Below are 14,452 nucleotides of genomic sequence, written 5' to 3'. Positions count from 1 at the left end.
ATGATCCTGGTCTTTGGCTCCATCAATGTGGATCTGGTGGCAAGGGTCGCCACCATTGCGGGACCGGGCATGACGGTGCTCGCCCGCTCCCATGAGCAGCATTTCGGCGGCAAGGGCGCCAATCAGGCGGTGGCTGCGGCGCGCCTCTCGGCACCGGGCACGGTAGTCATGGCGGCTTGCGTCGGCGCCGATGCCTTCGGGCGGGATTCGATCGAAAACCTCGGTCGCAACGGCGTATCGACGGAGCTGGTCCGTGTCTGCGACACGCCGACCGGCTGCGCCTTCATCTCGGTCGATGCGAAGGCGGAGAATGCGATCACCGTCGCGAGCGGCGCCAATGGCGCGTTGTCCGCCGGGGATGTGCCGGACACGATGCTCGGGAGCGGGACCGTTCTCGTGCTGCAGATGGAAGTGCCCTTCCCGGCCTCGCTCGACGTGGCGCGCCGCACCCGCAAGGCCGGCGGCCGCGTCATCTGGAACTGCGCCCCGGTTCCTCCCGGGCTGACAGGCGACGAGGCCACGGCTCTGCTGGAAGCGAGCGATATTCTCGTCGTGAACGAGCATGAGGCCAGGGACATCGCCCTGATCCTGGGCGTTGCCGCCGACGACATCGCGCAGCTCGCGACGCGCTCGGCCACGACCTGCATCGTCACGGCCGGCGCGCGAGGCGCCTTCGCCTACACGGCCGATGGACAGGCTTGCGCGGCAACGACGCCAGCCATCGTGCCAGTCGACACCACGGGAGCCGGCGACACCTTCGTCGGCGCGATTGCGGTTGCCCTTCACGAAGGCTCCCCGCTCGCCGATGCCCTTCGTTTCGGCTGCAAGGCCGCCGCGCTCTCCTGCCTTTCGGCCGGCGCGCAGGGCGGTATGCCAGTCCGCGACGCGCAACACGCGGTGCGCGCACTCTGAGCGCGCCCTCATGGCAATCGCTTGCATCATTGGCTACCCCGCGGCTTCGCGGGAAGCTGCATGATCGTCGGCCGGTAGAGTTCGCCTTTCTTGATATCGTCGTCCTTTGCGGCAAACCCTTTGATAGGCCTGGCGCGCCCCGGTCCGTGTCGGAGATCTGCGGCTTCTCGAAGCGGCCAAGCGGCCTCGACTGCTTTCTGAAGTCAGGACAGCATGTAGAGGCCGATCGCTAGCGTGGCGACGGTCAGTGGCGCGCCGATCTTGAAATAGGTCCAGAAATCGATCGAGATGCCCTCCTTGGCAGCGCGCTCGGCGACGATGAGGTTGGCGACGGAGCCGAGGAGCGTGAAATTGCCCGCGAGCGTCGAGGCCATCGCCACGACGAGCCAGGCGCGCTGCGGATCCTGCAACTGCTCGACGAAGGGCTTCAGCACCAGCACGGCCGGGACATTGCTGACGAGGTTGGACAGGACAGCGGTGACCCCGGTAAGCGCCGCGACATTGCCGAGGTCGAAATGCGCGGCCTGGGCCAGGACCTCCTTGGTCAGCACCGCGTGCTCCAGCCCGCGCACGACGACGAAGAGGCCTGCGAACATCAGCAGGAGCTGCCCGTCGATATCGCCATAGACTTTGCGCGGCTCGATGCGCCGCGTCAGCAGCAGCAAGGCCGCCGCGCAGATCGCAACCTTGGCGACCGGCTGGCCGAGAAAGAACAGCACGATCATCGTCAGGGAGATGAGCGCCGATTTGAGCGCCAACCAACTATGGAAATGGGCGGGGATCGAGACCGTCGGCAGCCTCTGGCGGGTGAAGTACTCGCGCGGGTTGAGGAGGAGCACGAGCAGGATCGTGACGATTAGTCCGAGTGCTGCCACCGGCGCCAACGCCGCAGTGAAGGCGCCGTAGGAGATCCCCGAGAGATTGCCGATGATCATGTTCTGGGGGTTACCGGTGATCGTCGCGGTCGAGCCTACGTTCGAGGCGAGCGCGACTGCGATGAGATAAGGCACCGGGTTGCGGTCGAGCGCGCGGGTCAGCGTGATGACGATGGGCGTCATCACCAGGCAGATCGCGTCGTTGACGAGAAACGCCGAGAGCACGCCGGTCGTCACCACGACGGCCGCGAGCAGCAGCGCCGGGTGGTACGCCTTGCCGACGGCCCAGCCGGCCACCATGCGAAAGAAGCCCGATAGCCGCAGATTGGCGACGACGATCATCATGCCGAGCAGGAGCGTGATGGTGTCGAGGTCGATCGCGCGATAGGCGTCCTCCAGCGAGAGCACGCCGCAGCCGACCATAAGCGCGGCCCCGACCAGCGCCGCCCCGGCCCGGTCGACGCGCAGGCCCGGCATCCGGCCGATGGCGATCGCGACATAGGTCGCGACGAAGATCGCGACCGCGAGGAACTGCGTCGCGTTGAGCCCCCAGCCCGTCATGAAGGTTATGCCGCTCTTTCGCCCGTCATCGCCGGCGCCGGAATGGCGCGGTGGTCGGTCGGCGGCTCATAGCCGCGGGTCTCCGGCATGGCAACGAGATAGAAGACGAGGCCGCAGGCGGGGAGCCTGACGAAGGCCGTGGAGTAACCGGCGTTGACGATGATCACGCCCGCCAGCGAAGCGGAGATCGAGGCGCCGACGCCCCAAGCCATTCGCAACCCGAAGCAGACATGCCCCAAGCGGGAAATGGCTCCGGCTATCGGGCGCGTCGCCTGTCAACCTCGATAAGCGCATCCGATCGATTCCACGCCATTCCCTTGGCAGAAGGGAGCCGGGAGCTACCAAACGAGCGCAACCAGATCTGGTGGTTTTTGCGACCTGATGCCGGCCTCACGCCTCACTCGGCTGAACCTTCTGCCTCTTGCGCAGCGCCTGGAAGAGCGAGGCGCCCTTCACGGCAAGCAGCAAGGCGAAGGTCAGGATCATGATGATGAAGGCTGCGGCCGCGATCGCCGGGCTGATGTTCTCGCGGAGCGAGGAGAACATCTGACGGGCGAGCGTGGTCTGGTTGGGGCCCGCGACGAAGAGCGTGATCACCACCTCGTCGAGCGAGGTCGCGAAGGCAAAGACCGCGCCGGTCAGAATGCCGGGCATGGCCAGCGGCAGCGTCACGCCGCGGAAGACCTTGACCGGCGAGGCGCCGAGACTGGCTGCGGCACGCTCCAGCGCCGGGTCGATGCTGGCCAGCGAGCTCGCAACATTGACGAGCACGAAGGGCACGCAGAGCACCGCATGCGCAATGATGACGCCGAGATAGCTCGAGGCCAGCCCCATGCGGGCGTACAGGATCTGCATGCCGACGCCGAGCACGACCGCCGGCACCACCATCGGCAGCAGGAAGACCGAGCGCAACAATCCGGAAAACGGCAGGAGCTCGCGCCTGAGCCCAAGCGCGGCAAGCGTTCCGACCACCGTCGCGACGACGGTCGCGCCCGTGCCGATGATCAGCGAATTGACGATCGCACGGGTCCAGGCCTGGCTTTCGGCCAGCGCGCCGAACCAGCGCAGCGAGGGGCCGCTGATCGGATAGACCAGGAAGACGCTGTCGGTGAAGGCGAGCGGCAGGATCGCGACGAGCGGCAGTAGCAGGAAGGCGACGGCGAGCGCGGCGAAAGCGAGCCGCACGGCGTTGAAGGCCGCAGCGCCGGGACGGGACACGCCGCTCATGTCTGCACCAGCGGCGTGCGCGAGAGCCGGCCGTAAAGGATGTAGAGCACGGTCGTCGGCACCAGCAGGAACAGGCCGAGCGCGCCCGCCATACCCCAGTTCGCCGTTCCCGTGGCGTAGAAGGCGATGACCGAGCTGATCATCTGGTCGCCGGCCCCGCCTGTCAAAGCCGGGGTGATGTAGTAGCCGAGCGCCACCATGAAGACGAGCAGCGAGCCCGAGAGCAGGCCCGGCATGGCGAGCGGCAGCAGGACATGGCGGAAGGCCTGCAGCGGGGCTGCGCCCAGCGCCGCGGCGGCCGGCATCAGGTTGCGCGGGATCGCGATCAGGCTGGCATAGATCGGCAGCACCATCAGCGGCAGCAGGACATGCGTCATGGCGATCAGCACGCCGGTGCGGTTGTAGATCAACGAGAGCGGCGTCTCGATCAGCCCGAACGCGCGCAGCGTCTGGTTGATCAGCCCGTTATCCTGCAGCAGGATCAGCCAGGCCGCCGTGCGCACCAAAAGCGATGTCCAGAGCGGCAGCAGCACGGCGATGAGCAGCGCATTGCGCTTCCAGCCCGACACGCTCGCCGCCAGCATCGCGAAGGGCAAGCCGATCGCCGCGCAAAGCAGCGTGACCTGGCCGGCAATGACGAAGGTGCGCAGCATGATCGCGCGGTTGACGGCGAAATCGGCTTCGACGGGCTCGATCCGCGCCTCGTCATTGCGCTTGAGGTCGACCGCCGCCAGCAGATTGGCATCCGTATAGGCCGGCATGCTGCGCTTCAGCGCCAGCCAATAGCCCTGCTCGCTCCAACGCGGGTCGAGGGCGACGAGATCGACCACGTCCGCTTCGCCGGCCTCGCGCACGGCCCGCGCCGTGCGGGGCAGCAGCGTGCGGAAACCGGCCTGCTGGCTGTTCAGCGTGCGCACCGCATCGCCGAAGCGCTCCTGCGGCGTGTCGGTCCGCAGATCCCGGACGAGCGCCGCCTGCAGGGCAGCCGACGGCGGGCCTGCTCCATCCCAGTTCGCGATCGCGGTCGCCGTCTGTGGAAAGGCGAGGCGCACCGTGCCGCCCTGCACCGCCGTGGAGACCATCATCCAGAGCGGCCAGAGGAAGAACAGGCCGAGGAAGACGACCAGCGGCAGGACCAGGAGCAGAGCCTTGAGGCGCGCGCTCATGGCGCCACCAGCGAGCAATCGCCGGGCGCGAAGCTGGCGAAGGCCGTGCTGCCGACAGGTGGTGCCGCATCGCGCCGCCCGGCCCGTGCGACCAGACGGCTCTCCCCGAAGGCGAGATGCAGGCGGATATGATCGCCATGATAGACATGGTCCTCGACCGTCACCGGCAAGGCGTTGGCGGCAGCAGCATCCTGCACGAGATGCAGCATTTCGGGACGAACCGAGACCATCACCTCGCTGTCGGGTTCAAACGACCCTGCCCTGTCGCAGGTCACGCTCCCACCGGATGCGAGCGCCACCGTCGTGGCCTCGCCCTGGCGCTGCGCGACGCGCCCCGCCAGCAGATTGGTCTCGCCGATGAATTCGGCGACGAAGCGCGTCCGCGGCCTGTCATAGAGGCCAGACGGCGTATCGAACTGCTCGATCTTGCCGCGGTTCAGCACCGCGACGCGGTCCGACATGGTCAGCGCCTCGCCCTGATCATGCGTCACGAAGATCACGGTGAGCCCGAGCTCGCGATGCAGCGCGCGGATCTCGAGCTGCATATGCTCGCGCAACTGCTTGTCGAGCGCGCTCAGCGGCTCGTCCATCAGCACGACCTTGGGCTCGTAGACGAGGGCGCGCGAGAGCGCGATGCGCTGCTGCTGGCCGCCGGAGAGCTGCGAGGGCCGGCGGTCGGCGAGATGGCTCAGGCGCACCAGATCGAGCGCGCGCTTCACCCTCGCCTCACGCTCCGCCCTGGCGACGCCACGCATCTTGAGGGGAAAGCCGACATTCTCGGCGATCGTCATATGCGGGAAGAGCGCGTAATTCTGGAAGACGACGCCCATCTCGCGCTTGTGCGGCGGCAGATGCTCGACGCGCCGCCCGTCGACATGGATGCGCCCGCCGGACGGCGCCTCGAACCCGGCGAGCATCATCAGGAGCGTCGTCTTGCCCGAGCCCGAGGGGCCGAGAAGGCTGACGAACTCGCCCCGCGCGACATGGAAGTCGAGCGCGTCAACCACCGTGACCGTGCCGAATACCTTGCTGATGGCCTCGAAATGAATGAACGGATCCAGATCTCGCAAATGATCAATCTTCCCGTGAGGATGAGGCGAAGCCCTTGCGGCCGCAGCCAGGCACCGGTCGGAGACGGCGCCAGGCCGGACGGCTGACGGAGGCGCCCCCGGGCGCGATCTGGCGTGCCCGGGGCGCGTCGCATGACGAGCGGCCAGGCGAAGGCGGCTGGTGGCCGCCCTCCCTTACCACCCGATTTGCCGGCCCTATTTGCCGACCCAGGCGTTGAAGCGCTTGGTCAGGTCCTCGATATTGTCGTTCCAGTAGTCGACATCGATCGCGATCGCATTCTCGAGATTTTGCGGCGCGGTCGGCAGGTCCACGGCGAGATCGGCCGAGACGGCAGCCGCGGCAGCCTTGTTGGGCAGGCCATAGGCGATGTCCTGCGGCAGCTTGGACTGGTTCTCCGGCAGGCTGGCGAAGGCGATGAAGTCCATCGCCTGGTCCTTGTTCGGGCTGCCCTTCAGGATCACCCAGCTGTCGACGGCGTAGATCGAGCCCGGCCAGACGGTCTTGAACTTGGTGCCCTCGGTCTTGTTGATGCCGCTGATGCGGCCGTTATAGGCCGAGGTCATCACGACCTGGCCGGATTTCAGCAGCTGCAGCGGCTGCGCGCCCGATTCCCACCAGACGATGTCGGACTTGATCTCGTCGAGCTTCTTGAAGGCGCGGTCGACGCCGCCCTTCTCGCGCAGCGTTTTGTAGACGTCCTTCGGCGCGACGCCATCGGCCATCAGCGCGAATTCGAGCGCATATTTCGGGCCCCGGCGCAGGGCGCGCTTGCCCGGAAAGGTCTTGGTGTCCCAGAAATCCTTCCAGGAGGTCGGCGCCGTCTTCAGCTTCTCGGAATCGTAGGAGAGCAGCGTCGACCAGACGATGGCCCCGACGCCGCAATCGCTCACCGCACTCGGCAGGAACTTGTCTTTGCCGCCGAGCTTGCTCCAGTCGAGCTTCTCGTAAAGGCCGTCGGCGCAACCGATGGCAAGTTCATCGGCCTCGACCTGCACGGCGTCCCAGTTCGGCGTACCGGCCTTCACCTTGGCCTGGACGACGCCGACGCCGCCGTCCCAGGATTCGTCGAGGACCGGCTTGCCGGTCTTTTCCGCGAAGGGCTTGAAGTAGATCTTGCGCTGCGCGTCCTGGTAGTTGCCGCCCCAGGATACGACGGTGAGATCGCGGGCCGACGCCGCGCCGAGGCCGGCGATGACAAGCCCCGCCGCGAGCGCAGTGCTGCCGAGTATGGACTTCAGAAACGTCATGGATCTTCTCCCTGCTTCTGCTGCAGCGATCCCCCCGCCCCTCGCGGTTGGGATCGTCGTTGCCCCTATTGGAGCCCCCTTTATCGCGGTGCGATAGAGGGGTTTCCGGAAAAACTTCGCGTCGATCAGGCTCCGATCTCACGGAGCAGCTGCGCCGGCGCGAGCCGCAGCGCCGCCGCCCGCCGGTGGCCTTCCAGGCCCTCGCTGGCGCTCTGGCGCATGGCCGGCGGGGCGACTGCCGCGACGCCGCGCTCGTCGAGCCATTGATGCGTGCAGGTCTTGAGATAGGAGCCGACCCAGAGCCCGCCGGTATAGCGCCCGGCCGCCATGGTCGGCAGCGTGTGGTTCGTGCCGCAGCACTTGTCGGAATAGACCACGCTGGCTGCGACCCCGATGAAGATCGAGCCGAAATTGCGCAGCTTTGCCGCCGTGGCATGCGCGTCGCGGGTATGCACCTCCAGATGCTCCGCAGCGATGTGGTCGGAATAGGCCAGCATGGCGGTCTCGTCGGCGCAGACGGCGATCTCGCCATAGTCGCGCCAGGCTGCGGCGGCGACCGGGGCGGTCGAAAGGTTGCCGAGCTGGCGCTCGATCTCGACGAGGACCTTGTCCGCCAGGGTGCGGTCCGTGGTGATCAGGCCGACGCGGGTGCGCACGTCATGCTCGGCTTGCGCCAAGAGGTCGACCGCGATCGTCACGGCATCGCCGGTCTCGTCGGCAACGACGAAGATCTCGCTCGGCCCGGCGAGCTGGTCGATGCCGACCAGCCCAAAAACCTGGCGCTTGGCCTCGTTCACATAGGCATTGCCCGGGCCGACGATCTTGTCGACGGCCGGAATGCTCTCCGTGCCGAAGGCCATCGCGGCAATCGCCTGCGCGCCGCCGATGCGAAAGATGCGGTCGGCGCCGGAGAGATGGCAGCCGGCGATCATCGCGGGATGGGCGCCGGGCGGCAGGCAGGCGATGACCTCGTCACAGCCCGCGACCTTGGCCGGCACGATGGTCATGATCGGCGCTGAGAGCAGCGGATAGCGCCCGCCCGGGACATAGGCGCCGACGCGGGCGATCGGGATGATGCGGTGGCCGAGATGCAGGCCGGGCAGCGGCTCGATCTCCAGGGGCAGCAGGGTCTGGCGCTGAGCCTCGGCAAAGGCCCGCACGCGCTCGATCGCGAACTCGGTATCGGCCCGGGTCTGCGTCTCCAAGCCGTCCAGCGCGGCGGCACGCTCCGAGGGCGAGACTTCGAAGGCGTCGATCTCGAGCTTGTCGAACTCGCGGGAATAGTGCCGCAGGGCCGCGTCGCCATCCCGCCGCACCGCCTCCAGAACCGCCTTCACCGTGGTCTCGACAGGGGTGTTGTCGCTCCAGGCGCTGCGCTGGGGCGCCTTGATGCGCGTGATCCGGGCTTCCAGGGCGGGATCGGATTTGGACATGCAGACTGCTTCCGGTGAGCGGGATCGAGCTGGCCAAGCTTCTGCGCGGTGCGGCGACAAGGCAAGGAGGCCAGCAGGGGCGTTGAAGATATTCACCAGCTGGGCTCAGATGCGGCGCTCAGCTGAAGGAGGCCTTCCATGAAGATCGGCGACCGTTTGAGGGAGCTACGGCTCCGCCGCCAGCTCAGCGTCCGCGCCGTCGCCTTGCGTTCAGGGATTTCCCACTCGTCGATTTCGCTGATCGAGCGGGACCTGATCAGCCCTTCGCTTGATACGCTGCATGCCGTGCTCGACGCGCTCGGCACGACCATGTCGGGCTTCTTTCTGGATTTTCATGCCGCATCGCCGCCAAATCCCTTCTGCCCGGCCTCTGAAATGACGGAAATCGGCCGGGCCGACGCGATCTCCTACCGCGTCATCGGAACGGGCTTTCCCAACCGCTCGATGCTGATGCTGCACGAGACCTACGCCCCCGGCGCCGATACGGGCGAGGCCTTCTCCCATTCGGCCCAGGAAGGCGGCCTCGTCATCCGCGGCGCGGTCGAGGTCACCGTCGCGGGCCGGTCATCGGTCCTGCAGCCTGGCGATGGTTATTATTTCGACAGCCGGGAGCCGCACCGGTTCCGGAATGCCTCGGCGGAACCGAGCGAGATCATCAGCGCCATCACGCCCCCGACCTATTGATCCCTGGACGCTGCGGCTCGATACCCGGGCATGGTTCCGAGGCAGGCGCTCTTCATTGGGTGGGCCTGCTTCCGTTCTCGCCCCCTGGATCGTCTGACCGGATAGCGTATCCAGTCCGATGATCTAACACTTTGTCTTTGCATCGGCTTTGCCCCGAAAACCGCAATCCACTTTTCGGGCCGATGCTTTAGCTGCCCGTCCGTCCGCCTGTTCCCGACACTCCGGCGTTTGCGCAGAGGCGAAAGCCCAGATCGTCTATCCGGAAGGTGGGATGGCTTCGACGGCGATTGGTTGCCAGGCAACCTCTTTCGCCGTCTGCCCAACCGCCGCCACGGAAGATGCGGTAGGCGCCGTAGACCTGCGGGTCGTACTGGTCGGAGCACCACTCCCATACGTTGCCGAGCATATCGTAAAGACCCCAGGCATTGGATTGCTTGCCGCCAACGGGCTGGGGCCGCTCGCCCGAGTTATCGGCGAACCAGGCGATATCGCCGAGGTCGCCATAGCGAGGCCCGCGCGTTCCCGCACGGCAGGCGTGTTCCCACTCTGCCTCGGTGGGAAGGCGATATCCGTCGGCATCGGCGAGGAGATCCGCTCCGTGCGCGTCGTCGTGGATGACATAAGCCGCAGTGAGGCCCCGTTTTCCGGACAGTTGATTGCAGAACGCAACCGCGTCGAGCCAGGAGACGCTTTCTACAGGGCATCTGGCGTCCACATGGGACGAAGGCCAACTCCCCGTGACCTCGGCGTAGAGTGCCTGCGTCACCGGGGCGGCTCCAATCCTGTAGGATTCCAGCGCGACATCCCAGCGCCGCTGGATGCGGTCGTCCCTCAGCGCCACGATGCCGGCCGGGATCGTGAGCATGCGAAGGCTTAGCGATTCCTGAAACTCGTCCACGATCTCTCGTCAGCAATTGCGGTATGCGGCAATCTGCTTGATGATCCGATCTTCCGCAAACCACCTCGAGCCTGTGTCCGCATCGGCTTTCCCCATATCCGCAATCCGCTTTTCCAGCAGATGCCCTAACCCTCCTGCCAACCCCATGAAATCGGCGAGTGTCGGCAGCCCCTTCCACGCAGATGACGAATGCGAGCCGGAGCCCGATCAGCCGGTCGGTTGCTGGGCGGTGTTCACGACCCGTCGAGCCTCAAAGGCATGCCGATAGGCGGGCCGCGCTTCGCTGTTGGCCAGGTGGGCAGCCCGGCTATCCCTCCAGCAAAGCATTGTCCTGCCGGGCGCCGCCCCAGCCATACTCGGAATAGGCGACGGCCTGGCTGACGTTCAAAAGGGCCTGCCGGACATAGGGAATGGTCTCGGGCGGCAATGATTCGAACGGCCACCAGCCGAGATCGGCGTGCTTTCCGGTTTCCATCAGCCTGGGCGTGCCGTCCCATCGTGCTGCGGTGAAGACGTGACCGACCCAGTCCCGGCCCTCCGTCAGACTGTGAAATGTATGGACGTAGACGAGATCAGCAGGCGCGATGTGCACGCCGACTTCTTCCAGGGCTTCCCGGATCGCCGCCTGGGCGATCGTCTCGCCGGCCTCAAGCCCTCCAGCGGGAAGACTGAAGGCACCGTCCATCCACCCTGTCGCCGTCCTCCGCAGCAAGAGGACCTCGTCGCCCCTGCATAGGGCGACGAAGACGGAGGCTGAGAGGGTGTGACGATCGCGAGCGGACATGGCCAAGGCTACCTGACGGGGTGGACGGTCGCGGCACTCTGAGAATGCCGAGCGACAGCAGATGTCAGCGGCCTGTCATCGCCCCGCTTCGGAGGCGGCCTTCAGCTCGCGCAGCAATGTGGCGACGAGTTCGGCCGCCGGCATGGCGCGGGCGAGCGGAGCGCCCTGCCCGGCCCATTGGGCGCCGAAGCCGTGCTCGCCCTTGGCCTTTGCGGCGGCATGGAGGGCCTTTCCTGCGTCATAGGCGATCGGGTAATCCGGCGGCAGCCGGTCAGCCACGCTTTGATGGAGGTCCGTGAAGCGATTGGCGAGGCAGCGCGCCGGCCGGCCCGAGATCAGCGCTGTCAGCCGGGTGTGATAGGCGCCGGGGCCCGCGAGCGCCGCACGATAGGCATCATCAGCAGACGATTCCGGACAGGCGATGAACGCCGTGCCGAGCTGAGCGGCGACAGCACCGAGGTCGAGTGCGGCAGCAATGCCGGCCCCATCCATGATGCCGCCGGCTGCGATGACCGGCAGCGTGCTGTCCGCCACGAGAAGCCGTGTCAGGGCGACGGTTCCCAGGGCGTCATCCGAAGCCGCCGGATCGAACACGCCGCGATGCCCGCCGGCCTCGATGCCCTGTGCCACGATCGCATCGATTCCGGCGGCCTCGATCTGCCTTGCCTCTTCGAGATTGGTCGCCGTGGCGAAGAGTGTGGTGCCCGCCCCCTTCAAGCGCTGAATGGCTTGCGGCGACGGCAGGCCGAAATGGAAACTGACGACCGGCGGCCTCGCCTCGACGAGCATCGAAAGCATGTCGGCATCATCGGCAAAGCTCTTGTAGATCGTGCGCAGTGCCGCTGGAGGCGCGGCGCCAAACTCCGAAAAGAGCGGCGACAGCCAGTGCAGCCACGCCGCCTCGCGCTCCGGATCCGGCTTTGCCGGGCCGTGCACGAAGACATTGACGTTGAACGCGCGCTCGGTCCGCGCCCTCAGATCCGCGATCATCGCGCGGGCGCCTGCGGCATCCGTCGCGCCAACACCGATCGAGCCGAGCCCGCCCGCATTGGACACGGCGGCAGCAAGGGCGGGGGTCGAAACACCCGCCATCGGCGCCTGCACGATCGGCACCTCAACGCCCAGCTTGCTCAACATCCCGGCCTCCCGCGCTCCGCAACATCGTTGACTTGAATTCTCAAAAAGAGAATACACATCCAAATTGATTTCTCAATGGAGAATTGAAATGGATTTCGCCGCGCTCGCGGTCTTCCGGACCGTCGCCAGGGAGCAGAGCATCACCCGCGCCGCGGAGCTGCTTGGGCGTGTGCCTTCGAATGTCACGACCCGCGTCCAGCAGATCGAGGAGGCGGTCGGCGTGCCGCTGTTCCTGCGCGAGCGGAAGGGCATGACGCTGACCGCAGCAGGCCGGACCTATCTCGACTACGCGGACCGGATCCTGAATCTGGCCGATGAAGCCATTCAGGTCGTCAATCCGGCGGGGCCGGCCGGCGTGCTGCGCATCGGCTCGATGGAATGCACCGTCGCAAGCCGGCTCCCCGTGCCACTGGCCCGCTTCAACCAACGCTGGCCCGGGGTCACGATCGACCTGTCGACGGCGCCGACCCGGCAGCTGATCGACTCTCTCCTCGCCCATCGCATCGATGCCGCACTGATCGCTGTCCCATCAGGCGAGTGGTGGCTCGGCCCGCAGGATCTCGACACGGTGCCGGTCTTCCGCGAGGACCTCGTGCTCGTGCTTCCGCCGGGGCATCCCGAGGTACGGCACGCAGCAGACCTCAAGCCCAAGGCGCTCGCCGCCTTTGCGCCGGGCTGCACCTACCGCATGCTCGCCGAGGAATGGCTGACCGGCTTCGGCACGGTGAAGGGGCGTTTCTCCATCCATGAGGTCCGCTCCTATCACGCCATGTTCGCCTGCACGGCCGCGGGCTCCTGCTTCAGCATCATGCCCCGCTCCGTGCTCGATCTCCTGCGCCATACAGGCGCCGTCGAGGAGAAGGCGTTGATGCGGGTCGATACCTATCTTGCCTGCCGGCCGGGATTTTCGACGCCCGCCTTCACCGCATTCCGCGACATGCTTGCCGCGTTCTCCGACATCGAGGTTGGGGCCATCGAGGTTCGGGCCGATGCCGAGAGCCCATGAACGAGAGGCCACGATCGCGGCCGCGCTCGTGCTCGTCATCGGCATGGGCTTTGGCCGGTTCGCCTTCACCGGCCTCTATCCGCTGATGATTTCCGATCACACCATCTCCGTACAGGCCGGCTCCTATGCAGCCGCAGCCAATTATGCCGGATATCTGGCCGGCGCATTGCTGAGCGCGGTCCTGACCGGCATCCCGAGCCGGAGGCTTTGCGCTCTCGCCGTCGTTTCAACCGTGGCCCTGCTCGGCGCGCTCGCCCTGCCATTGCAGGAATGGGCGATCGTCACCGTGCGCGGCCTTGCCGGCATCTCGAGCGCGTTTGCCATGGTGGCCGCCTCGCATTGGCTGATTCACGATCGCAAGCACCATCAGGGAGCGCCCGCCCTCTTCGCCGGCGTCGGCATCGGCATCGTGGTGTCGGCGGAGCTGATCGCCCTTGCGCATCTCAACGCGCTGTCGAGCCGGGCGATCTGGCTCACCCTTGCCGTCGCGGCAGCGGCTCTCGCAGCTGCTGCCCTGACCCTGCAGCGGCGCAGCGACCGGGCACCGGCGGTGGCGCCCCAGCCGCTGTCGGCGCATGGGCAAGCCCATAGCGCGCAGTTGCTCGCTCCCCTGCGGCTGATCGTGATCTATGGGCTGGCCGGGCTCGGCTACATCATCACCGCGACCTATCTCCCCCTTCTGGTCGGACAGGTGCTCACCACCACCGATCCCGTACATATCTGGGCGGTCTTCGGACTTGGCGCCGTGCCGTCCTGCTTCTTCTGGCATGCCATGCACGAACGCTTCGGCACGCGTCGGAGCCTGGCGAGCAATCTGGTCGTTCAAGCGATCGGCGTCGCGCTGCCTGTGCTGCACACGCCCGCAGCCTACGTGCTGAGCGCATTGCTCGTCGGCGGCACCTTCATGGGCACGGCGACGATCGCCATGCCGGCCGCGCGCAAGGTGGCGGCGGCGGTCCGTTTCAACATGCTGGCGCTGATGACCGCCTCCTTCGGCATCGGGCAGATCGTCGGCCCGCTCATGGCCAATGCGATCTATGCCCGTACGCAGGCGTTCGACATCTCCCTGAGCATCGCCGCCGCATCGCTGGTTGCCGGCGCCGTTCTGTGCGCAGATCTCGCCGGCAATAGAGCGCAATCGCATCCAGTCTGACTGCGCCGCCGGGGCGATCATCTCTCGGATCGCGTCACGGTCCCGACCCGGCTCCTGCGATCCCCGAGGGATCGAGAGCAGGCATTCTTGCCGCTGCGTGACAAGCTGCATAACATGGTGATGCCGGCGAGGTCGTTCTGCTGGATTGTCATGAGGCGCGGCGCATCCTCGATGGAGCACTCATCGGCAAGAAGACTCGGCAAGAATACGAGAAGCGATACGCACGCATCGCAAGCCTCGGCCGCCGGAAACGACGTTCTTCGATCCATCCGACCGGCTTAGTGTGCGCCATGACCAA

At 66.6% G+C, this 14,452-nt stretch carries 14 protein-coding genes; 4 read left to right on the top strand and 10 right to left on the bottom strand.

From position 1 onward, the window contains the following. Entirely contained in the window at window positions 1-912 is a 912-nt protein-coding gene (locus tag AB4118_RS19085) for a ribokinase (protein WP_441491225.1), read from the top strand. A gap of 203 nt (window positions 913-1,115) precedes the next feature. On the opposite strand, the gene AB4118_RS19080 is transcribed toward AB4118_RS19085, so the two are convergent. The 7 genes from AB4118_RS19080 to hisD all read right to left on the bottom strand — a co-directional run bounded on the left by AB4118_RS19080 (window position 1,116) and on the right by hisD (window position 8,492). Continuing rightward, the gene (locus tag AB4118_RS19080; protein WP_441491224.1) at window positions 1,116-2,348 is read right to left on the bottom strand and encodes an anion transporter; all 1,233 of its coding nucleotides are present in this window, start codon (window positions 2,346-2,348) and stop codon (window positions 1,116-1,118) included. A 5-nt stretch (window positions 2,349-2,353) separates the two neighbouring features. Continuing rightward, window positions 2,354-2,560 carry a hypothetical protein gene (locus tag AB4118_RS19075; protein WP_441491223.1) on the bottom strand — a complete coding sequence of 69 codons (207 nt, stop codon included), beginning with the start codon at window positions 2,558-2,560 and terminating at the stop codon, window positions 2,354-2,356. Window positions 2,561-2,738: 178 nt separating this feature from the next. Beyond that, window positions 2,739-3,575 (bottom strand): ABC transporter permease, encoded by an 837-nt coding sequence (locus AB4118_RS19070; RefSeq protein WP_441491222.1) that lies wholly within the window; start codon window positions 3,573-3,575, stop codon window positions 2,739-2,741. Then, window positions 3,572-4,741, bottom strand: a complete 1,170-nt coding sequence (locus AB4118_RS19065; protein WP_441491221.1) for an ABC transporter permease — start codon at window positions 4,739-4,741, stop codon at window positions 3,572-3,574. The genes AB4118_RS19070 and AB4118_RS19065 overlap by 4 nt, the downstream gene beginning before the upstream one ends. Next, window positions 4,738-5,802 (bottom strand): ABC transporter ATP-binding protein, encoded by a 1,065-nt coding sequence (locus AB4118_RS19060; RefSeq protein ID WP_441491367.1) that lies wholly within the window; start codon window positions 5,800-5,802, stop codon window positions 4,738-4,740. Before AB4118_RS19060 ends, AB4118_RS19065 begins: the two co-directional genes overlap by 4 nt. Window positions 5,803-6,006: 204 nt before the next feature. Beyond that, the gene (locus AB4118_RS19055; RefSeq protein WP_441491220.1) at window positions 6,007-7,059 is read right to left on the bottom strand and encodes an ABC transporter substrate-binding protein; all 1,053 of its coding nucleotides are present in this window, start codon (window positions 7,057-7,059) and stop codon (window positions 6,007-6,009) included. A 125-nt stretch (window positions 7,060-7,184) separates the two neighbouring features. Further along, entirely contained in the window at window positions 7,185-8,492 is a 1,308-nt protein-coding gene (hisD, locus tag AB4118_RS19050; RefSeq protein ID WP_441491219.1) for a histidinol dehydrogenase, read from the bottom strand. A gap of 138 nt (window positions 8,493-8,630) precedes the next feature. Here hisD and AB4118_RS19045 point away from each other — a divergent pair, with 138 nt between their 5' ends. After that, on the top strand, window positions 8,631-9,176 hold the full coding sequence (locus AB4118_RS19045; RefSeq protein ID WP_441491218.1) for a cupin domain-containing protein: 546 nt from the start codon (window positions 8,631-8,633) through the stop codon (window positions 9,174-9,176). A gap of 187 nt (window positions 9,177-9,363) precedes the next feature. On the opposite strand, the gene AB4118_RS19040 is transcribed toward AB4118_RS19045, so the two are convergent. The 3 genes from AB4118_RS19040 to AB4118_RS19030 all read right to left on the bottom strand — a co-directional run bounded on the left by AB4118_RS19040 (window position 9,364) and on the right by AB4118_RS19030 (window position 11,995). After that, the gene (locus AB4118_RS19040; protein WP_441491217.1) at window positions 9,364-10,074 is read right to left on the bottom strand and encodes a formylglycine-generating enzyme family protein; all 711 of its coding nucleotides are present in this window, start codon (window positions 10,072-10,074) and stop codon (window positions 9,364-9,366) included. Between the two features lie 307 nt (window positions 10,075-10,381). Beyond that, window positions 10,382-10,858: an NUDIX hydrolase gene (locus AB4118_RS19035; RefSeq protein WP_441491216.1), complete on the bottom strand. Its 477-nt coding sequence runs from the start codon at window positions 10,856-10,858 to the stop codon at window positions 10,382-10,384. 75 nt (window positions 10,859-10,933) lie between these two features. Beyond that, window positions 10,934-11,995, bottom strand: a complete 1,062-nt coding sequence (locus AB4118_RS19030) for an NAD(P)H-dependent flavin oxidoreductase (RefSeq protein ID WP_441491215.1) — start codon at window positions 11,993-11,995, stop codon at window positions 10,934-10,936. A gap of 88 nt (window positions 11,996-12,083) precedes the next feature. Here AB4118_RS19030 and AB4118_RS19025 point away from each other — a divergent pair, with 88 nt between their 5' ends. Beyond that, window positions 12,084-13,001 (top strand): LysR family transcriptional regulator, encoded by a 918-nt coding sequence (locus tag AB4118_RS19025; RefSeq protein WP_441491214.1) that lies wholly within the window; start codon window positions 12,084-12,086, stop codon window positions 12,999-13,001. Further along, entirely contained in the window at window positions 12,985-14,154 is a 1,170-nt protein-coding gene (locus tag AB4118_RS19020) for a YbfB/YjiJ family MFS transporter (RefSeq protein WP_441491213.1), read from the top strand. The genes AB4118_RS19025 and AB4118_RS19020 overlap by 17 nt, the downstream gene beginning before the upstream one ends. Window positions 14,155-14,452: the final 298 nt, after the last annotated feature.

This window comes from Allobosea sp. 2RAB26 (assembly GCF_052115465.1).
GTDB lineage: Bacteria > Pseudomonadota > Alphaproteobacteria > Rhizobiales > Beijerinckiaceae > Allobosea.
This window is presented reverse-complemented; position numbering and strand designations above follow the sequence as displayed.